General features: G+C 48.2%; 21 protein-coding genes and 1 riboswitch. Of the genes, 14 read left to right on the top strand and 7 right to left on the bottom strand.

Annotated features, from left to right (window positions below):
* Positions 1 to 2 precede the first annotated feature (2 nt).
* From modA to IE064_RS10010, 8 genes are all read left to right on the top strand, one after another.
* Complete coding sequence (gene modA, locus IE064_RS10045; RefSeq protein ID WP_189617698.1) at positions 3 to 779, top strand: molybdate ABC transporter substrate-binding protein; 777 nt, start codon at positions 3 to 5, stop codon at positions 777 to 779.
* The gene (gene modB / locus IE064_RS10040; protein ID WP_133038927.1) at positions 779 to 1,444 is read left to right on the top strand and encodes a molybdate ABC transporter permease subunit; all 666 of its coding nucleotides are present in this window, start codon (positions 779 to 781) and stop codon (positions 1,442 to 1,444) included. Before modA ends, modB begins: the two co-directional genes overlap by 1 nt.
* Positions 1,441 to 2,565 (top strand): ABC transporter ATP-binding protein, encoded by a 1,125-nt coding sequence (locus IE064_RS10035; RefSeq protein WP_189617697.1) that lies wholly within the window; start codon positions 1,441 to 1,443, stop codon positions 2,563 to 2,565. The genes modB and IE064_RS10035 overlap by 4 nt, the downstream gene beginning before the upstream one ends.
* A 79-nt stretch (positions 2,566 to 2,644) precedes the next feature.
* A complete protein-coding gene (locus IE064_RS10030) occupies positions 2,645 to 2,980 on the top strand; it encodes a NirD/YgiW/YdeI family stress tolerance protein (RefSeq protein ID WP_189617696.1) in 336 nt (111 codons plus the stop codon).
* A gap of 50 nt (positions 2,981 to 3,030) precedes the next feature.
* Complete coding sequence (locus IE064_RS10025; protein WP_189617695.1) at positions 3,031 to 3,552, top strand: PepSY domain-containing protein; 522 nt, start codon at positions 3,031 to 3,033, stop codon at positions 3,550 to 3,552.
* Positions 3,553 to 3,555: 3 nt separating this feature from the next.
* Positions 3,556 to 4,233 (top strand): response regulator transcription factor, encoded by a 678-nt coding sequence (locus IE064_RS10020; RefSeq protein ID WP_133038931.1) that lies wholly within the window; start codon positions 3,556 to 3,558, stop codon positions 4,231 to 4,233.
* Between the two features lie 49 nt (positions 4,234 to 4,282).
* Positions 4,283 to 5,548: a sensor histidine kinase gene (locus IE064_RS10015; protein ID WP_189617694.1), complete on the top strand. Its 1,266-nt coding sequence runs from the start codon at positions 4,283 to 4,285 to the stop codon at positions 5,546 to 5,548.
* 26 nt (positions 5,549 to 5,574) lie between these two features.
* Entirely contained in the window at positions 5,575 to 6,267 is a 693-nt protein-coding gene (locus tag IE064_RS10010; protein WP_189617693.1) for a TIGR01621 family pseudouridine synthase, read from the top strand.
* A 74-nt stretch (positions 6,268 to 6,341) separates the two neighbouring features.
* Here the strand turns inward: IE064_RS10010 and IE064_RS10005 are convergent, their stop codons facing one another.
* Positions 6,342 to 6,860, bottom strand: a complete 519-nt coding sequence (locus IE064_RS10005) for a hypothetical protein (protein WP_189617692.1) — start codon at positions 6,858 to 6,860, stop codon at positions 6,342 to 6,344.
* A gap of 391 nt (positions 6,861 to 7,251) precedes the next feature.
* Between IE064_RS10005 and IE064_RS10000 the strand changes: the two genes are divergently transcribed.
* The 3 genes from IE064_RS10000 to IE064_RS09990 all read left to right on the top strand — a co-directional run bounded on the left by IE064_RS10000 (position 7,252) and on the right by IE064_RS09990 (position 11,073).
* Positions 7,252 to 7,617: a hypothetical protein gene (locus IE064_RS10000; RefSeq protein WP_189617691.1), complete on the top strand. Its 366-nt coding sequence runs from the start codon at positions 7,252 to 7,254 to the stop codon at positions 7,615 to 7,617.
* Positions 7,618 to 7,719: 102 nt separating this feature from the next.
* Entirely contained in the window at positions 7,720 to 9,552 is a 1,833-nt protein-coding gene (locus IE064_RS09995) for a hypothetical protein (RefSeq protein ID WP_189617690.1), read from the top strand.
* Between the two features lie 24 nt (positions 9,553 to 9,576).
* On the top strand, positions 9,577 to 11,073 hold the full coding sequence (locus tag IE064_RS09990; protein ID WP_189617689.1) for a hypothetical protein: 1,497 nt from the start codon (positions 9,577 to 9,579) through the stop codon (positions 11,071 to 11,073).
* A 271-nt stretch (positions 11,074 to 11,344) separates the two neighbouring features.
* On the opposite strand, the gene IE064_RS09985 is transcribed toward IE064_RS09990, so the two are convergent.
* The 3 genes from IE064_RS09985 to IE064_RS09975 form a co-directional block, all read right to left on the bottom strand.
* Entirely contained in the window at positions 11,345 to 11,944 is a 600-nt protein-coding gene (locus IE064_RS09985; protein WP_189617688.1) for a class I SAM-dependent methyltransferase, read from the bottom strand.
* Between the two features lie 90 nt (positions 11,945 to 12,034).
* Positions 12,035 to 12,694 (bottom strand): Bax inhibitor-1 family protein, encoded by a 660-nt coding sequence (locus IE064_RS09980; RefSeq protein WP_189617687.1) that lies wholly within the window; start codon positions 12,692 to 12,694, stop codon positions 12,035 to 12,037.
* A 121-nt stretch (positions 12,695 to 12,815) separates the two neighbouring features.
* Entirely contained in the window at positions 12,816 to 13,652 is an 837-nt protein-coding gene (locus IE064_RS09975) for a DJ-1/PfpI family protein (RefSeq protein WP_189617686.1), read from the bottom strand.
* A 198-nt stretch (positions 13,653 to 13,850) separates the two neighbouring features.
* On the opposite strand from IE064_RS09975, the gene IE064_RS09970 reads away from it, so the two are divergent.
* Positions 13,851 to 14,834 carry a GlxA family transcriptional regulator gene (locus IE064_RS09970; RefSeq protein ID WP_189617685.1) on the top strand — a complete coding sequence of 328 codons (984 nt, stop codon included), beginning with the start codon at positions 13,851 to 13,853 and terminating at the stop codon, positions 14,832 to 14,834.
* A gap of 3 nt (positions 14,835 to 14,837) precedes the next feature.
* Here IE064_RS09970 and moeB read toward each other — a convergent pair whose 3' ends face one another.
* From moeB to ribB, 3 genes are all read right to left on the bottom strand, one after another.
* Positions 14,838 to 15,602 carry a molybdopterin-synthase adenylyltransferase MoeB gene (gene moeB, locus IE064_RS09965; protein WP_189617684.1) on the bottom strand — a complete coding sequence of 255 codons (765 nt, stop codon included), beginning with the start codon at positions 15,600 to 15,602 and terminating at the stop codon, positions 14,838 to 14,840.
* Between the two features lie 13 nt (positions 15,603 to 15,615).
* Positions 15,616 to 16,860, bottom strand: coding sequence for a molybdopterin molybdotransferase MoeA (gene moeA / locus IE064_RS09960; protein ID WP_189617683.1), 1,245 nt, complete (start codon positions 16,858 to 16,860; stop codon positions 15,616 to 15,618).
* A 181-nt stretch (positions 16,861 to 17,041) separates the two neighbouring features.
* The gene (ribB, locus tag IE064_RS09955; RefSeq protein ID WP_133040572.1) at positions 17,042 to 17,695 is read right to left on the bottom strand and encodes a 3,4-dihydroxy-2-butanone-4-phosphate synthase; all 654 of its coding nucleotides are present in this window, start codon (positions 17,693 to 17,695) and stop codon (positions 17,042 to 17,044) included.
* A 114-nt stretch (positions 17,696 to 17,809) separates the two neighbouring features.
* Positions 17,810 to 17,991: riboswitch (FMN riboswitch) on the bottom strand.
* Positions 17,992 to 18,172: 181 nt separating this feature from the next.
* Between ribB and IE064_RS09950 the strand changes: the two genes are divergently transcribed.
* Both IE064_RS09950 and IE064_RS09945 read left to right on the top strand, forming a co-directional pair.
* Positions 18,173 to 20,311, top strand: coding sequence for a S9 family peptidase (locus IE064_RS09950; RefSeq protein WP_189617682.1), 2,139 nt, complete (start codon positions 18,173 to 18,175; stop codon positions 20,309 to 20,311).
* Positions 20,308 to 20,577, top strand: coding sequence for a GIY-YIG nuclease family protein (locus IE064_RS09945; RefSeq protein ID WP_189617681.1), 270 nt, complete (start codon positions 20,308 to 20,310; stop codon positions 20,575 to 20,577). The genes IE064_RS09950 and IE064_RS09945 overlap by 4 nt, the downstream gene beginning before the upstream one ends.
* The last annotated feature ends 35 nt before the right edge of the window (positions 20,578 to 20,612 follow it).

Raw genomic sequence — 20,612 nt, 5'->3', positions numbered from 1 at the left:
GCATGGCTTGGTTGTGGCGTTCGTTAGCACTGTTATTGCTGATCTGTGGCAGTCCGTGGGTGGCCGCTGAAGTCCCCAATATTGCCGCTGCGGCCAATATCAAGTTTGCCATGGAGCAGATTGTTAAAAACTATCAGCAGCAAACTGGCAAGCAGTTGCGCGTTTCCTATGGTTCCTCGGGTAATTTTGTGGCGCAGATTAAACATGGTGCGCCGTTTCAACTGTTTTTGTCGGCAGATGAAAAATATGTGGCAGCACTGGCATCTGCCAAGGTAACTGCCGATAACGGGGTGGTCTATGCCTATGGCCGATTAGCCTTGGTGGCACCCAATAACTCACCGTTGACTCTCGATACCGACCTGTCAGGACTGACACAACTGCTGCAAAGTGGACAACTGACACGGTTTGCCATCGCCAACCCTGAACATGCGCCTTATGGTGAACGCGCCCGTCAGTTATTACAACAAAAGGGGTTATGGCAAGCGCTACAGCCTTCAATTGTTTATGGCGAAAACGTCTCGCAAGCCGCCCAGTTTGCGCTCAGTGGCTCCACTCAAGGCGGCATTGTTGCCTTGTCGCTGGCAATGGCTCCGCAGTTTCGCGAACGTGGGCGATACGTGGCGTTGCCAGACGAGCAACACCACCCGTTGACGCAACGTATGGTGTTGCTTAAAGGCGCGGGGGATGTTGCCCAAGACTTCTACCGTTACCTGCAAAGCGAACCTGCTCGAGCAGTGTTCCGCGCCTATGGTTTTGCGCTGCCAGAAGAGGGCCATTGATGGACTGGCAGTCACTGTGGTTGTCGATCAAATTGGCCGCCATCAGTGTGCTGATACTGATCCCACTGGCCGTGATTATTGCGAGGCCGCTGGCCTACGAGCGTTTCCCCGGTAAGTCCTGGTTAGAAGCCTTGATTATGGTGCCGTTGGTACTACCGCCAACGGTCATCGGCTATTACTTATTGGTCAGCTTGGGCAGTGACAGTTTTATCGGCCAACTGCTACAACAATATTTTGATGTGCAGTTGGTGTTCCATTTTTCTGGTCTGGTACTGGCGTCAGTGCTGGTCAATATTCCATTTGCCGTACAACCCATTCAGCGTTCATTTGAAGCGATCCCCCAAGAGGTGCGCGATGCCAGTGCCTGTTGTGGTATGGGGCGTCTGAAACAACTGTTTCGGGTGGAACTGCCGCTGGCATGGCCGGGAATTCTCACCGCATTAGTCTTGTGTTTTTCTCATGTGCTGGGCGAATTTGGCGTCGTGCTGATGATGGGCGGTTCCATCGCTGGAGAGACTAAAACTATCTCCATTGCGATTTACGATAATGTGCAGGCGTTTGATTTCAGTGCTGCCGGTAATATGTCATTGCTGCTGTTGTTATTTGCTATCTCCACACTGGCATTGACTACGGCGCTGTCGCGGCGGATGGAGCGTCATCGATGAAGGCTCGCGGCGATCTGCATGTGCATATTTCACAGCTGAATGGTATTCCGCTGCAGGCCGAGTTCAGTTGTCGTGCCGGGGAATTACTCGCCGTTGTTGGCCCTTCTGGTGGCGGTAAGACAACCTTGCTGCGGATGATTGCCGGACTCAATCAGCCACAATCCGGTGAAATCCGTTGTGGCGAACAGTTGTGGTTTGCTGACGGAATTAACTTGTCACCACAACAACGTCATCTGGGCTACGTGCCACAGCACTATGGTTTGTTCCCCAATCTCAGCGCACAGGCTAATGTGATGGCGGGTCTTGACCATCTACCCAAATCACAACGGCGACAACGGGCGCTACAGTGGCTGGAACGGGTAAATCTGCAGGGATTACCCGAGCGGTTGCCACATCAGTTATCCGGTGGGCAGAAACAGCGGGTGGCGCTGGCGCGAGCGTTGGCGCGGGAGCCTTCGGTATTATTGCTGGATGAACCGTTTTCGGCATTGGATCGAGAGACTCGTGAGCGCTTATATATCGAGCTGGCGCGTTTGAAGAGTCAGTTACAGATCCCGGTTATCATGGTGACCCATGATATTAACGAGGCCTTGCTGCTGGCGGATAAACTGGTATTGATCAGCCAAGGGCAGATGTTGCAGCAGGGGGAGCCACGGCAGGTGTTGCTTAAGCCGCGTAATGAAGCTGTGGCGCGGCAGATGGGCTTGCGTAATATCTTTGATGCCAAGGTCTTACCGTATGACGAGCAGCAGCAACTGCAGTGGTTGCAGTTTGGCGAACAGAAAATTGCCTGTAACACCGATGCGCGTCAGCGTTGTGGTGAGCATGTGCGCTGGGTGATCCCCAATCAAGGCATCCGCTTTAACGCCATCAGCAGTGGCCGCTTGAGCCGCAGTTACAACAAGCTGTCGGTCACTATTGACTCGTTGCTGGTGATGGGGGAATCCGTGCGCTTAGTGGCGAGCATTGCCAGTATTGCTTATCAGCTGCATGCCGAGGTGCCATTGCATCTGGTGCAGAAATTGGCCCTTGCGGCAGGCTTGCAAACAGAAGTCGCCCTGAAATCTGACCTTATCCACTTGCTGGAACATGAACCAGCCTGCATATCCTCCGACAGATGATCAAAACTTAATCTTGTTTCCATGCAGGTTTAAAGCAACCTTCCGTATACTAAATTGCCCAATATTTCAGGAGGTATGCATGATGACCAAAAGAATTTGCGGGTTATTAGGCGCGTTACTGGTCGTCACTGCACCGGCGATGGCGAGTGCCTCGGTGACAACAGCGCAAGCTGCCAAGGGTGCAGACCTTGATACACAGGTAGCGTTGCAAGGCTATCTGATCAAGGCGCTGGGTGGCGAACATTATCTGTTTCGCGATCAGAGTGGTGAACTGAAAGTCGAAATTGACAATGCATTATGGCGTCATATTGACGTCAAAGGTGATACACCACTGACACTGACGGGCAAAGTCGGCAATACCCGCTTCGGTCCAGAAGTGGAAATTGACCATATGCAATTGGCTGATAACCATTAAATGAATGTAAAAAAGCGATTTCTACGGCAGTCTGCTTGGATGGAGGCGACATGAGGCTGATATTGGCAACCCTGTTGTTGTGGTGTTCTGCTGCATTCGCAGCGCCATCGCCGATGCTCAGCTTATTTAGAGATGGTCAGCATTTGGTTCCGGCTGCCGCGATTGCCAGTGCCGAAGCGCAGAATCTGGGTGAGATCATTGAATTTATTGCTGAAATCAACGACGGTAAACTGGTATATCGGTTTACACTGGTTGACCCCCGTAGCCGTAATCAAAGTGAACTAACCTTGGATGGCGTTGATGGCAAAGTGCTCGACAACCACACGCGCAGGCTTGCCAAGGATGCGCCACCTTTGGCGCTAGCGCTGATGTTACAGCAACGCCAGCAGCGGTTTTCCATGCTGACCCAGTTAGCCTTAGTTCACAACAACGGTTATTTGCAACAGGCGGAGTTGGATCAAGACTTAGGGATCAGTTATCTAGAACTTAAAGTGCTGGATGAAAATGGCAGCCACAAACTTGCATATGACATTGAACATCAGCGGCAATTGCCGTTACTGAAATGGGATTAACAGATGAAGATATTACTGGTCGAAGATGACGCCACCACCCAGGAATATATCGTCAAGGGCTTCTTAGAACAGGGCCACAGTATCGAAACTGCCGCCGATGGTCAGCAGGGCTTGATGTTGGCGACGACAGGACAGTTTGAATTGCTGATCCTCGATCGTATGTTACCTGGGCTCGATGGCTTGAAACTGCTGGCAGCGCTACGGGCTACCGGCGATCAAACACCGGTGTTGATCCTGTCCGCGCTCAGCCATGTGGATGAACGGGTTAAAGGGTTGCGCGCCGGTGGTGATGATTACATGACCAAGCCGTTTGCTTTTTCTGAATTGCTAGTGCGTGCAGAAAAACTGATGCAACGTGGGCAGTCACAACCGGCGAAAACCGACTTACGAGTCGGGCCATTACGCATGGAATTACTGACCCGCACCGTCACCCTCAATGAAGAAGAACTGTTGCTGCAGCCAAAGGAGTTTTTGTTGCTGAAGTACCTGATGGAACACGCCAATCAGGTGGTCAGTCGCACATTGTTATTTGAGGCGGTATGGGATTATCACTTCGACCCGCGCACTAATGTCATCGATGTTCACATCGCCAAACTGCGGCGTAAATTTGAAGATCTTGGGCACGGCGAGCTGATCGAAACCATACGAGGTGCTGGCTATCGTCTCCGCAAAGGTTATTAAGCCCTTTAGAAGCAGTGCTTGGCGCATTACTGTTATTTTCTCGGTGCTGGTGATGTTAATCATCGGCACCTTGCTGCTGGTGTTGTACCGCCAACTGGTGACGGAGCAGCAGGCTCAAGTTCGGCAACATCTATTATCAGAAGCCCAGCGCTATCAGCAGTTATCTCTGACTGTTGATCGGCGGGCATTTGCGGCACAGATCCGTGCCTCAGATTCACGTACCGCATTAATTGCCTGGCAAGGCGGAGTAGAGATGGTCGGCTCGTTAACACTGATGCCAGAAAACATGCCGTTGTTGCCCAATACCCGCGAATTTCCAATATTTACCGGTGGCCCGGAAAAACTGCATATTCTCACCGGCGGCGTGGTGATGACCCGTTATGGCCCCGTGTTAATCGCCACCCGCACCGACCATTTAGCGGCATTGATTGATAAATTTGTCAGTGCAGCATTAACCGCGTTGGCGCTGACTATCGTGTTGGCGCTGGTGGTGGGTTACCTGTTCTCCAAAGGGTTACTCAGCCGCTTGGTCCATTACAACCGTTTGAGTGAACGTATTGAAAAAGGTTATTACAACACGCGCTTGCCTGTCAGTGGCAAGCAGGATGAGTTTGATCTGCTGGCGGCGCAATTTAATCGGGTGCTGGACACGCTGGAGCATAACCTGCACGCAGTGCGGGGGGTAACCGATAACATTGCCCACGATATGCGCACACCGCTGTCGCATTTGCGCATTGGGCTGGAGCAGTTGCCCTATCAGCCACCGGAACGCTTAGCCGAACGTTGCGGCGAACTGACCGATGAGCTGGATCACTGCTTGGCAACCTTTAACGCTATGCTGTCACTGACGCGTATTGAAGAAGGCCAGCAGGCGTTGGAATTACAACCGGTGAGTTTGCATGATCTGTGTGCCGACTTGCGGGAAATGGCAGAAGCTCTGGCGGAAGAGCGCCAGCAAACACTAACGCTGGAAACCAACGAGGATTATGTTGTTTCTGGCGATAAACATCTGTTATTTCAAGCGCTGTTCAATTTAGTGGACAACGCCATCAAATATGCCGGTGAGGGCGCCAGTATCTGTATTCGCCAGCGCGGTGGCAGTATTGAGATCAGTGACAATGGCCCTGGTATCCCGGAAGCAGCCCGTGAAAAGGTGTTTGAACGATTGGTGCGGCTTGATCCCAGCCGACATGAGCAGGGCAGTGGTTTGGGGCTATCGATGGTAAAAGCGATTTTATCGCGCCATCATGCGACAATTAACCTCACCGATAACCAGCCGGGGCTGAAAGTTATTCTTAACTTCCCGCGTGCCTGAATAGCCGATGGACAGAAGCACCCTTCATGACCAATCCTGATAACTATCGTCTGCTCGCCACTGAGGCGGATTTCATTGTGGTGGATAAAGCCCCGGCCGTGCATTTCCATAGCCAGGATGGCACTGCCGGGCTGGTGGCGCAGTTGGAAGCCGACTTAAACATCAAGCTGTATCCGGTGCATCGGCTCGATACCATGACGTCAGGATTGTTGCTGCTGGCACGATCTTCTGCCGCCGCAGCTGGATTTACCGCCATGTTTAGCCAGCACCAGGTGCAGAAATACTATCTAGCATTAGCGAGCGGCAAACCGAAGAAAAAACAGGGCTGGGTGATTGGCGATATGGCTAAATCTCGTCGCGGCATGTATAAACTGCTGCGAACTACCGCCAATCCTGCCATTACACAGTTTTTTAGCCAGTCAGTGGCGGAAGGGTTGCGACTGTATTTGCTAAAACCCTTGAGTGGTAAAACCCATCAACTGCGGGTGGCACTGAGTAGTCTGGGCGTGCCAATCCTCGGCGATAGCTTGTACGGTGACGCTCAAACCATTACTGAACGTGGTTATCTGCACGCCTACGGTTTGGAGTTTCATTGGCAAGGGCAGGTGTTTCGCTATCTGTGTCCGCCGCAAACAGGCAGTCAGTTTCAAACGCCCGCAGTTGCCAACCAGTTGCAAGTTTGGGGTGAACCTTGGTCGCTCAACTGGCCGCAGCGTTAGCGGCAATTGTGCTACCTGAGCACAATTGCCATTCCGTCCAATTTAACTGGTCTCAAGTGTTGTTGTCAGGAAGCTCAATACGGCGCGTTCACTACCACAAATTGCTTTCCACCATCCAACGGCAAGTACCAAATACCATTCGCGCAATAATATAACCGTCCGTCATAGGCGACTTTTTTGGTCACCCCGGCAATTACGTCCACTACGGTGCCTGGTGTTAGGGTGCTGCTGCCTGTTACAACGGTTGGAGTACTGACCACGGTATAGTTGCCAGCGGGAGGATTCTGGACATAAATGTACTGATCTCCGCTCTGGCGATAATAGTTGTCCCCCACGATAGCGTAAGTAATCCCTGCAAATACCGCGAAAGTTGCCAAATCGGCCAGCGCATTGCCGTGATAGGACATCACATGTGGTGCTGAACGGTGTACATTGTTATTAACCACAATAATGTTACCTGCATGACCGTGGTGCGGATCGCCATGATGCCCGTGTTCATAGCCGCGTTCATCATGACCATCGTGGGCGTACACAAGGATGGGGGTAACGGCCAGACTTAAGGCGGTCAGGCCAGAAATCAGAAACTTCTGCATGGTAAGCATATCCTCAGTAAATGCTTTATAGCCGTCATACTGCCACCAAAGCGGCGGCCCAAGAAGCACTCTTAGGTTACAAAAGGTAAAGTCATTTCAAGGCGGTTGCAGATGGTTAACATGGCCTTAACCGGATTGGTCTGAACACAATTTTTTAGGTTGTTTCTTTCCTTGATGTGACCATATCTGACCGATTGCCCTAGCCTGGTTTTGCCCCATTGCGAGTCAGCATCATAAATTTTGGCTAGGTGTGATACACACTGATTGACCAAATTTTAGTAATACTACAGAGTGTCTATAGAAATCAGACCGTACCAGAGCTTTCGAACACATAGAAAGCGCTTGTATAATAATGGCTCGCGATATACATAGATTTAGGGAAAGGAAGTTTATGGAATTTGTTACTAGCGCTCTCCTAGGTGGAGCACTTTATGACTTGGTTAAGTCATCTATCAAGCCAACTGCTGCTTATGTAAAAGCTGCATTAGAAAATTTCGTAAATTTAAATTCTACTGTTGCAGCCAGCATCGCCCAAGAGATTGATAAGGAAGAGTTTAAAAACGTAGATTCTAAGGAACAACTTTCTGCAATTATTGAGGCAAACACTCGATTGAAAGCTATTGTTAATGAGTTGAATTCTCAACCTAAACACGTAGTCTATATCACTGCTAACGGTGATGGTGACGCATTCTATGGTGACAAGATTAGCGGAGATAAGATTATTGTAAATAATGACAGCGACAGTAGCGATCACTAGCTTACAACACAGATTATCCCTCCTGACTATACTCTGTGAGTGCATTACACTGGACTTGCTCTCAACTCTATTCTTATACATAAAATTCGGTAAGAGGTATTAATGACTACGTGTACTATCACCAGTAATGGAGCAGGTGATGCATTTAAAGGGGATAAATATGTCAACAATGGAGTTATCAACAGTATCGTTAATCATGTTACAGACGCCCTAAGCCTCGAACCAATTAAACCTAATCTTATCCAAATACTTAAGTCTTTGCAGGAAGGGAAAGTAAGCTCTGCATTACAGCGCTTGGAAACAATCAGCGGGATCCCGACTTTAAACCAAGAGGCAAAACTAGCCGTTTCGTGCCTTAAGATAATTTTGGTTGATAGTAATGAGGTAGCGACTGATGACCTTAATAGAATCGAAGCTTATAACACATCTCAACAATTATCCAGCTTCACAAAGGGATTAGCAGAAGCAGCACTACTCAAACTAATTGAGCAAAAAAGAGGTTTTGACATAGCTCGTCAAAGATTTGAAGATATATCCAAGACTCTTAATGATATAAGTATTCCTAGATATTTTTACATTACCAAACTGGCAAAAAGAGAAGACTTAGAAATAATTAATAAGAACGATGAAGTTTTTTCAACACTGTCGGATTTTGAACTTTTTGCACTATTTGATAGTTCTGTGAATCTTTCTATGTTCACTCTGGCTAGTAAAGCATTAGAAAAGTTAAAAAAATTAAACCCATTAAGAGAGTTTGAGCGGGAAAATATAATTCTACAGTGCATATCAATTCAAAATAAAATTAATAAGGATTTTTACCGTCTATCATATAAGGATAAAGTAGAGTTTGACAAGTTATGTACAGAACTTGTTTTATTGATTGATGCACTTGAATTTCCAGATTTTAAATTGATGCACATCCTTTGCAATTTTTTCTGCTATTCATACATGACGAATGAATCTATGAATGATTGCATAGAGAGAAATAGAAAAATTATAGAGACCAAAAATTTCTTTGATATCGAAGTACTTCAAAATCGATATTTGTGTACTTTGAATGAGGGTTATGAAGCATTGCATCAATGCGAACCAGAAGAACTCATGCTAATGTTAGTTAATCAGAAGGAGGAAGAAATTTGCAAATTTAATGTTTGTAATCTTCTCTACCAAAGCGGGGATAATGATCTTATCGTTGGCACATTAAATCGGTTGTCTGAAAAAAACACTATAGCATCCAATGCTAATCTAATCGCATTAGCGGCATTAAGTTCTCCTATTCTTGAAAGAAATGAGTTTCCATATGAAAACATTGAGAGCGCAATAAATTCATTTAAAAACACCAGTTTAAATCCTTCATTTATTAACATTGTTACTCAAGAATTAGCAATAAATGGATACCCAGAGTTAGCCTTGTTACTGACAGATATGTTTTTTGGGGATGACGTTCCATGGTTATCTGAATATTTTTACTCTCACTTATGTTATCTGCATGCATCAAGGCAGTTCCAAACGTTAGAGAATAAACTAAACCGTCTTTCTAATGAAGAAAAATATCTTGATGAAGTGGTAACCCTTTTCTCACTAATTGCAGAAAACCAAAACGACTACCTGATAGCATCACATTTACTTCGTAAAAGCATTGATAATTATCAAAAAAAGGTATCTTTGGAAGATTATGAAAAAAGAAAGCTTGTGTACTTGTGGGTACGATACCTTAATTCTGTTTATATGCAAGACCAAGAAAATGCGAGGAAACTCACATATGAAGTGCCATTAAGTGTCTTTGATAATTATTTCGACGATTACTCTTGGCAATTAGCATTTTATTTTTCCCACAGAATAGAGGATGTAGGAGAGCGTATCATCGATTGGTTCTTGAATGACCCACAGAATAACGCTAAATACTATTTTAAACTTATATTTCACGCAAGCTAAAACTTTTATCAGCAAAGTTGGCCAATGGCAGTAGGTAAGTATCTACATGCCTTTAAATATACTGGAAACCATCAATCAAATATTAAGCTGGTCGTGAGAAAAATATTTGTTTCGAAATGTCCACAATATCTAATTGACATCAATGGGATAGTAGCAAAAAAACTGATGGAAGCTAAAAATGGGGATGCATTATTATTGCCTGTAAAAATGTTCACGCTAACTGAAAAAATGTCCCCAATTATTGCTGCTTACCAAATTGCTATGGAAATAATGGACGATGATGAAAAAGAAGTTTTTCACATCATTAACCTACCTGAAGACGCGACCGCTGAAGAAATAATTGCTGAACTTGAAAAGTTAACCGCTCTTATCCAGGAGTCAAGAGAAAAACTGAAACCTTTGATGAGGCAATCATTTCCTGTGGATATGAAATTTCGTCATGTAAACGGTCAGAATAATTTTGAAAAAGCAATTTTAGCTGTATTATGTCCAGATGTAAGAATTGAAATTAATACGAGTAAAGTTGTATACGAAAAATCACTATGTACCGATTTTGTTATTGACGAGATGACAGCTGTCTTTCTTGCTTTTCTCGGACCTGACATATTCAATAATTGTACGTGGCACATGACCGAATATGTATATGATCTATTGAGTCAATACTGTGATATATATAAAGGTAAACGGCCTGTACTTAATGAAAAATACTGCACCGTTTATTTTGAAGATTTTAATGGCGAAGTTTCATTATCTAGCGATTTTATTAGTCATTTGACATCAATTTTGGAAAGGTCACAGAAACATTCTGATTCAAAACTCAATATTCCGTTGAATATTAAGCTAAAGCTACGGGATGTATTTACACATAGTTTCCTAATGAGTCACGCTTTGGCAATCAGCCTTAATATAGGGCATTTTTGTATCGATCATTTCACTAGATTTATTTTGCAAGGTTTTTCATCCATCCCGCTTCAACCAGATGATTTTCAGGAAAAGATTATCAATAACTCTAGTATTGAAGTTATCCATAATCTGATTGATTTAAACATCCATAACAACTTAAGTTCTATTGCTTATACTTGCCTACATAGAGTTATCCATGAAGGCGATACTGTTCAGCTAGGTTCATTAAAGAGTTACATAGAAGCACATTCATCTAATTGGGAACCAAGCAATATCAAATTTCTTGTAGAAGCCTGCTTATTTAAGCTAATGGAAAAAGCTCTATTAAAAGAAGCAGATTCTGGGGTGGAGAATGTAATGCTGGCACTGTTGCAATCACTGACTTCTTGCGAAACTTTGAGTGATCAAGTTATTCAGCTTCTATTGGAATGTTTACTTATGCCACTTGTGACTGACGAATTTCTAGAATTAACTCCACAAGAAGCCAGAAAGCTAGTAATAGATGCCTTACATGAAGTGACTGAGCTTTATTGTAATTGCTTAAGTAAAGCCGTCAGGAATAATAGTCATTCTGTCTCGGCATTTTGGAACAGCTTGGCAAAACTATGCAATGAATAGCAATATTTTATCAACAAAGATAGTGAATCTCCATTCTATTCCTCTGCTCTTGTGTTGCATTCTTTTCATAGAAATTCTTATCTGAAACTGTCGAGTTAGATTTAATGCTTTAACTCGGAATTGTCCAGAAGTGAGTTGTGTAGGCGTGCGCTCAAGCCACCCTATATAAATAATCAAAACCGTCACAGCATGTATGAGTTATTACACCTCAACTTATGGTGGCGCTGAGTAACATTAAGTACCAAGAAATTCACGCCGGAGAATGGGCCGTTTACGTTTTTTCCACGATCAGATAGGTATGCAGTTCAGGATGTTGATCATATTCCAGATGTTTTATCTGGCAGCCAAGTTGCAGCAGCAATGATAAAAAGCCTTGGGTTCCCAGGGTGGAATAATAAACTTCTGGCCCCATAACGTTGTTGCTGTGTTCACCCTCAGAGGCAACGCCACCAAAGGAAAAGATGAAGATGCCACCGAGGTTTAAGCCAGCAATAATCTTGGTGATCACCTGGCGTTGCTGCGTTAGTGGAATATGCCAGATGCTGTCCCAAGCGGTGATAAAATCGTAGGTTTTAGGTAGGGTAAACTGACAGATATCCGCGTGATAAAACGAATATTGTGGGTGGCGAAGCTGGGCCAACCGGATCATTTCTCCGGAAACATCCAGCCCCTCCGGTTGCAATCCTTTGGCTGCTAAAAGATCGATAAAACGGCCATTACAGCCACAACCTATGTCCAGTGCGCTGCCCATGTTTTTGCAAAACTTGAGTGCACGCTGGTGTTGCTTAATGCCGTTAAGGCGATTGAAACTGTCACTGTCCCAGATGGTTGCAAGCTGATCATAGGCTTTGCCCGTATCGACCGGGTGCATATCGAAGATTCTCTCCATTGACAAATATCGGTAAAATAACAACTTCAGTATGACTGCCACATTCAGGCGCAGCCAATGCTGGCTGGTGGTTTAGCGGCGATTACCAAGAATACGCAGAATTCGCAAAAACAGGTTGATGATATCCATATACAGTGCCGCAGCACTATCGATGGCATTATCCACGGTTTTAGGAATGGCGTTGGCGCGACCCCAGTCATAACCGATATAACCACAGAAAATCAGCACGACAATCCAGTCGAGAATACCGTGGTGAGTTTTGAAGAAAAACAGTTCAATCAGTTCCACCACGATCACCAGTAACAGCGCGATGGTCAAGGCGCCCGCTATCCGCGCAAAGAACGCCGGGAAAAGTGTGCCCAGCACCATCATACCGAGGGTGACCAGCGTGGTGATGCGCAGCGCCTCAACGACTAAGTCTGGCTGATACTGACTGACGACCAGATTGATGATTAAGCCAAATGGCACCACGACAAGGTTGTAACCAATAAAGCTGACTAGCGGGTTATCGGATTTCTGAAACAGATAGATCCCCGCAAAACAGCTAATAAAATAACCACCAAAAAACAGCCAAGGATTGATACTGGCAATACCCTGCGGGTCGATATTGCTGACCATCAGATAGTTGATGGCGAACCCCCACAACAAGGTAATGCCGATAATCAGATTGTACAGGCTATTACCGATCACCTTGTCATCGGTGCTGGTCCGGTCAAAAACGCTGTGTTCCATTGCGCATATATCCTGAAAATATCAATGACGATCAGATCAAGATATAGAAGAAATGTACGTGAAACCAGCAACATCTGTTGAATTTGCCCGGCAGGAAAGAAATCTGCTGCCGGGCATAGCGTCAGCTCAACTGTACCCCTAAGCGTTTGGCGGTATGCAACAACTGCTGCGTACTATCGGGTTCGATTTGGGCTAAGTGCTGCAAGTAACCGTTGCGGGAAGCCTCGACCAATGCTGCCGGTGCCACTTTGGGCGAACCGGTGTGATAGGGTGGTTGCGGATCGTATTCTAGTGTCAACTCGGTGGCTTGTGCTAACTGTTCATTGGTCAATAACGCTAACAGTTGTAGCGCAAAATCAATGCCGGAAGTCACCCCTGCGCCAGTCACCCGGTTACGGTCACGCACAACACGTTGTGCTACAGGTTGTGCACCGAAATAACGCAAATTGTCTCTAAGTGCCCAATGAGAGGTTGCTTGGTAACCTTTCAGCAATCCGGCGGCCCCCAGAATAAAGGAACCACTGCAGACACTGGTCACCCATTTTGCGTGAGCGCCCACCTGTGCTACCCAATCAACCATATCCTGCTGACGCATCTGCAAATAAGGGTTACTGGTTCCCGGCACAAACAGAATATCGGTATGTTGTAGTTCATTGAAAGTGGCCGTTGGCAAAAAGCCCAACTGGCGATTAGCACGGTTTTCAGCAAATACCGGATTTTTGTCGCGCCAGACAAAATCCACGTTGAAATGACTGTTGGCCAGCACTTCTACCGGACCTATCAGATCCTGTGCGGTCATGCCGTCATAGATAACAAATGCAATATGTGGTTTAGTCGGGTCAGCAGGCAATTGCTGGTGTGCCGTTGCTGGGGTGGCACTCACGTTACCCGTAAATGCGGCGGTACTCATTGCGGCAATGCCTCCCAAACAGGAAAGGGTAAAATCTCTGCGATCCATAATTCCTCCGATAAGATTAATGCTGGGCCACAATAGAGCGGTCGCGGTATGACCGAAAGGGGCGATGCCGCCAGAAAACGTAAGGATCTGGCCAACGTTGATAGAGTGTGAGCTGCCGGCCATTTAGTGGCGCTGAGTTTGGTGCCATGTGGTGGCTTAGGATAGATTGGCGCGATAGGGTTTCTGTGGAGTGTAACAATGTCAGCTGTTATTTGCCGACAATCTGATCGCCATCGTTTGGCCATCTTGGCCGTCGATGAGGTGGTGCTGTTTGATTTGGCGATCCCGCAACAAATGTTTCCTATGGCGCGTAGCAGCGAAGGCACAGCCTTGTATGAGGTGTTTTTCTGTGGCCCCAAACCTATAGCGCGTAGCGGTGCTGTCACCATCAACGAGGTAGCGCCGCTGTCCGAGTTGTTTTATGCGGATACCGTGATCATTCCCGGTAATCTACAGATGCTGGAATTCCATCAGCCGCAGGTCATTGAGGTGTTGCAGCAGGTAGCGGCCCAGGGCATTCGTTTGGCCTCTATTTGTACCGGAGCCGCAATTCTCGCAGCGACCGGACTGCTAAACGGCTTGCGAGCAACGACGCACTGGACGCTGGTGGAGACGCTGGCACAGTGCTATCCCGCCATTAAAATGGAATCCGATGTGCTGTTTGTCGATAACGGCCAGTTATTAACATCGGCCGGGCTCGCTGCCGGACAGGACTTGTGTCTACATATGATTAGCCGAGATTTTGGGGTACAAGTGGCAGAAAAAGTAGCAGATATGCTGGTTATGCCACTAGCGCGGCAAGGTTCACAAGCACAACAGCTATACCGCCATAACGAGCATGCGGCATCACCCTTGCAAGACTTGCAGTTGTGGATGCTGGATCAGCTCCATCAACCTCTGACCTTGAAAACACTGGCACAACGCGCCTGTATCAGCCAGCGCAGCCTGAGTCGGCGCTTTCACGAGCAAACGGGAATATCGCCTATGGCGTGGCTTTATGGCGCTAGGGTAAGACGGGCGCAGTCGTTACTGGAGTCCAGCCGCATGTCGGTGGAGCAGATTGCCGCAGCCTGTGGTTTTGGTAGCGCCGCTGGATTAAGAGAGGCATTTCGCCGGGAAGTTGGCAGTAGCCCCAGTGCTTGGCGTAAAACCTATAGTGCACTGGCAACTACTGACAGTTAACACTCAGCTGGCATGGCATACCGGGCAGTGGGGCTGTTTCGGTAACTTCATCTCGCGAAATTCCATGGTCATGGCATCGACCATCAGCAAGCGGCCATAAAGCGGTTTACCGAGCCCGGCGATCACTTTGATCGCTTCGGTGGCTTGCAAGCAGCCCATCAGTCCTACCACTGGTGCCAGAATGCCAGACTCCACGCAACTCAACTGCTGCTCGCCAAAGAGGCTGGAAAAACAGTGATAACACGGCATATCGCGCTGATAGTTAAAGATGGTGACCACCCCTTCCATGCGGATTGCGGCGGCTGATACCAGCGGTATTTGGTGATGAAAACAGGCCTTGTTCAACTGTTCCCGCACCGCCACATTATCGGTACAGTCCAAGACGATAGTGTGCTCTGCCACCAGCGCGTCTATCTCAGCATCGTCCAGCACCTGATTGATGGTGCGGATAGCCACATGCGGGTTGAGTTCGCGTAACTTTTCTTGTGCCGATACCACCTTGGGTTGGCCAACATTGCGCTCTAGATGCAGTACCTGACGTTGCAGATTGGAAAGCTCTACAGTGTCGAAATCCACCAGCGTTAACTGGCCGATGCCGGCAACGGTTAAATATTGCGCCGCGGTGCAGCCCAAACCACCCGCACCAATCATCAGCACTTTCGCTAGTTTTAACTGCTCTTGCCCTTCAATATCCATGCCTTTTATAGATATCTGGCGGCTGTAACGCAGCATTTCACTGTCGCTGAGAATATCGTCAATCTGCTCCATTAGCGGCGCTCCGTCAGCACAACACGCTGTTAAAAGGTTCTACGGTGACCAACTCGCCCGCCGCAGTATTGCCTTGCTGTTGTTCCAGCACAATAAAGCAGTTGGCTAAGTGCATAGAACTCAGCTGCGAAGAGTCTTGTGATCCTGTGGTGCTGACCTGCAAGGTGCCATCAATATTGTGATTTAGGATGCCGCGCTGATACTCAACCCGCCCCGGCTTTTTGCGAATGGCGCTGGTCAGTACAGCTTTGATTTTTAAAGGGGTTACAGCTTTATGCCCTTGCAGTTTGCGCAGTAGTGGCAGCACCAGCTTGTAGAAGGTGACCATAGACGACACCGGATTACCCGGCAACCCACAGAATATCGCTTCACCTATTTTGCCCATGGCAAAGGGTTTGCCAGGCTTCATGGCCAGTTTCCAGAAGGTGATTTTGCCTTCTTCATCCAGCACCTGTTTGGTGAAATCTGCTTCGCCCACTGAAACTCCGCCAGAAGTGAGTACCATATCGGCGCGGGCGGCGGCTTCACGGAAAGCCTGACGGATAGCTTCTGGATCATCTTTAATCACGCCAAGATCAATCCATTCCACACCCGCTTTAATCAGCAAGCCTTTGATGGAATAGCGGTTTGAATCATAAATTTGTCCTGGTGCCAGTTCACTACCAACCGGGCGCAGTTCATCGCCCGTTGAGAAAAATGCGACGCGGGCACGGCGGAATACCCGTAGGTGACTGATGCCGATAGTGGCGATAATGCCCATCTCGGCGGCGCGAATTTCAGTGCCGCTGGTGAGGACTTTGGCTCCAGCGGTCATTTCGCCGCCTCGCAGTCGCACATTTTCCCACTGCTCGCTGCAGGGCTCCAGTGTCACCTGGTCGCCGTTAACCTCAGCATATTCCTGCATTTGTACCGTGTCATAACCCTCGGGAACGGTGGCTCCGGTCATGATCCGGATACAGCTGCCGGGTTGGTACTCACCTACATAGGGATGACCGGCAAACGATTTTCCAATCACAGTGAGTGTGCCTTTGACTGGCAGATCGGCAAAGCGGTAGGCATAGCCATCCATGCCAGAGTTGTTGAATGGCGGCAGTTCAATACTGCTGCATAAATCTTCCGCCAAAATCCGCCCTAGCGCTTCAGTCAGTGGCACGGTTTCTGTTTCATATAGCGGTACAACCTGTTGCAGCAACATTGGTACCGCGTCATCGGGATGCAGTAATTGCGGACGGGCACAAGGGTCCTGAGACATGGACATAGAGCAACCTTAATTCTGACAGTAAAATTTGATCTGGCGGTTATTATGCCACGCTCAGATTGGCTGGCTATGCTCTCGCCGGAATTTGATGGGGATTTTACCGATAATTCCAACAATAACAGTGAACTGTGTCGCCAACAAAAAAAGCAGCCGCAGCTGCTTTTTGAGATTGAAATCCGGCTTAGCCGACATCCGCCATCAAAGACTGGCGGTAGGCGGCAATATCTTCAATGGTCAGTACCGGCATCTGATGTTGGGCACCAAACTCGATGATTTCCGGTAACCGGGCCATGGTGCCATCGGGATTGGTCACTTCGCACAATACTCCGGCGTGTTTGAGTCCTGCCAGTTTCATCAGATCCACCGTGGCCTCGGTATGACCGCGGCGGGTGAAAACGCCACCTGGCTGGGCGCGTAGTGGATATACATGGCCGGGACGCACCAGATGCTCCGGCTTGGCATCATCGGCAATCGCTGCTTTGATAGTCGTCACTCGGTCTGCAGCAGAAACGCCGGTGGTAACGCCATCGCGTGCTTCAATGCTGACAGTAAACGGTGTGCCGTACTGGCTGGTGTTGGTGGTCACCATTGGCGGTAAATCCAGTGCTTTGACCCGTTCATCGGTCAGACACAGGCAGACAATGCCGCTGCCTTCACGGATTAATAACGCCATCTGCTGGCTGGTTAAGGTTTCAGCGGCAAAAATCATGTCGCCTTCGTTTTCGCGGTCTTCATCATCGACCACCAGTACGCCTCGGCCTTCGCGCAGAGTTTGCAAGGCAATTTCAACCCGTTCACTGGGAGTACCAAAAGGTGCTAATAATGACTGATTCATGGTAAAAGTCCTTAAATCACAACGTGAATTTTCCAGAATCAGGGCAAGAAAGGAGTAGCCTAATCACCGCCACTGCAGCGATTTAAGCCTGAAAGACAGACTGTATAACAGTTGCCATATCCTCTTTCATCCGGACTGAGCCAGCTACTGCTAGCAACACCGTCGGCTCTGGAATAGTCACATGTGGTGAGGACACCAGATCTGCTGACCCTGACATTACATCAGGCGCTCGTGGGCTTTCGCTGTTTGGGCGATTTACCACCGGTGGGGAATTACACCCCGCCCTGAGAATACTGCCTGAGCATGCTCAGGCGGCAGTTAGCATGCGCCTGAGATTGTCAAATAACAAGGCTGTAGTTCACATTTCTGATCAGGCACTTGCGGTAATAAAACTTGCCGTTCACTATAGCACTTTCGGCCAGCAGTTTCGGCCATGAGCACAGCGCAAAACCGGCTGTAGTGGCATAGGAAAAACTCATGAACAAACTGTTGGTATCTCTTGGACTGGCGGGCATAGCGCTAATGCTGTGCGGATGCGAAAGTATGAAACAACAAACAGCAATCACCGCCCCGGTGGCGATGAAAATCCCCCATGCAATGACGTTGCACGGGGTTACTCGGACGGATGACTACTATTGGTTGCGCGATGACAGCCATAGTGATCCGCAAGTACTGGATTATCTACAGCAGGAAAATGCTTATACCGCCGCTAAATTACAGCCGTTTAAGCCGCTGCAACAGCAACTGTTTAAAGAGCTGACAGCAAGAGTCGCCGCTGAGGATAGCTCGGTACCTTATCATTGGCATAAGCATTGGTATTACAGCCGTTACCAGCAAGGACAGGAATACCCACTATTGGCACGCAGCAGCGCGCTTAACGGCCCGGAACAGCTGTTGCTAGATACCAATCAGCGGGCGGCCGGGCATGAATTTTACAGTCTCGGCGGCACCAGTGTCAGTCCTGATGAATCGTTACTGGCGTTTGCGGAAGACACGCTCAGTCGCCGCATCTATACCGTCTACTTTAAGGATCTGCACAGTGGGCAGTTATTAGCGGATAAGCTCACCGACGTTGATGGCGACGTGGTGTGGAGCAATGACGGACGTTATGTGTTCTATATTGCGAAAGATCCACAAACCCTGTTAGGTGATAGGGTCTTCCGCCACAAATTGGGTACACCGCAGTCCGCAGATGTCTTGGTGTATCACGAACTGGATGATGCCTATTATCTTGATTTAGGGAAAACGCTGGATGAGACCCGCATTGTATTGACCCATGAAAGCACCACCACCAGTGAAGTCTCATGGCTCGATGCCAATGCTCCGTTGGGGGAATTTTTAGCGGTTACGCCACGAGAAGAAGGGGTGGAGTACAGCGTTGCCAAACGCGGTAACGAGTTATACATACTGACTAACTGGCAAGCGCAGAATTTCCGCTTGATGCAAGTCAACATCAGCAAAGCGAGTCATAAAGCTAACTGGCAATCGGTGATCCCCCACAGTCCAGATGTATTGCTGGAAGACTTCTTGCTGCTAGATGATTTTCTGGTGTTGCAAACCCGCGAGCAGGGGCTGAGTCATATCCGTATTTATCCGGATGCCGATACGACTCGTGGCTATGAATTGCAGTTTGACGATGCCGCGTATGTGGTAGGGCTAGATGTTAACCCCAGTCAGCACAGCCGCGACTTGCGGGTGTATTATTCCAGCCCATCAACGCCGGAAACCATTTATGACTACCAGTTAGATTTTCCTGGGCGCCGCACACTGCTGAAACAGGAAAAGGTATTGGGCGGCTTTGATGCCGCGAACTACCGCACCGAACGGTTACGGATCACTGCCCGCGATGGCACTCCTGTACCAGTTACGCTGGTGTATCGCAAAGATAAATTCAAACGCGATGGTACCAATCCGCTGTATGTCTACGGCTACGGTGCCTATGGCATTGTGATCGAACCAGCATTTCATGATGATATTATCAGTTTGCTCGATCGCGGCGTGGTATATGCCATTGCCCATGTGCGTGGCAGCGAAATGCTCGGACGACACTGGTACCAAGACGGCAAGATGCTGCATAAGCAGAATAGTTTTAACGATTTTGTGGATGTGACCCGTGGTTTGCTGCAAGAAAAGTATGGCGCTGCCGGTAAGGTGCTAGCGGCAGGGCGCAGTGCGGGCGGCTTACTGATGGGCGAAGTGGTCAATCAAGCGCCGGAGCTGTATCTGGCGGTGGCCGCTCATGTGCCATTTGTGGATATTGTAACCACCATGCTGGATGAATCGATTCCGCTGACTACCAATGAGTACGATGAGTGGGGTAATCCCAATGACAAGCCCTATTTCGATTATATGCTGAGCTATTCGCCTTACGACAACGTCAGACATCAGGACTACCCCAACCTGTTGGTGACCAGCGGCTTGTATGATTCCCAGGTGCAGTACTTTGAACCCGCCAAGTGGGTGGCGAAACTTCGTGAGTATAAAACTGATGATCATCTGTTACTGCTGCATGTTGATATGAGTGCGGGGCACGGCGGCAAGAGTGGCCGCTACAGCAGCTATGAAGATACCGCGCTGGAGTACGCTTTCTTCCTCGGTTTGCTGGGATATAAATGAGTTCGTGGTCGCTATACATTATTCGCTGCCGTGATGGCGAGTTGTATACCGGTGTCACCACCGATGTGAATCGCCGTTTTGTTGAGCACCAAGGCGGTGGGCCAAGGGCGGCCAAATACTTAAAGGGCAAGGCACCGTTGCAGTTGGTCTATCAGGAGCTGGTGGGCAGTCGCAGTGAGGCACTCAAGCGTGAGATACAGATCAAGAAGCTTTCTCGCCAGCAAAAATTAGCCTTGCTGAGTGTCGGCAGGGCAACTGCTGGGTAATGGTGTCCGAGAGAAAAGGAGCGGGACTCACTGAC

The sequence above is a fragment of the Shewanella fodinae genome, from assembly GCF_014651955.1.
Lineage (GTDB): Bacteria > Pseudomonadota > Gammaproteobacteria > Enterobacterales > Shewanellaceae > Shewanella > Shewanella fodinae.
The sequence above is the reverse complement of the archived record's forward strand: the minus strand, read 5'-3'. Positions and strand labels throughout refer to the sequence as shown.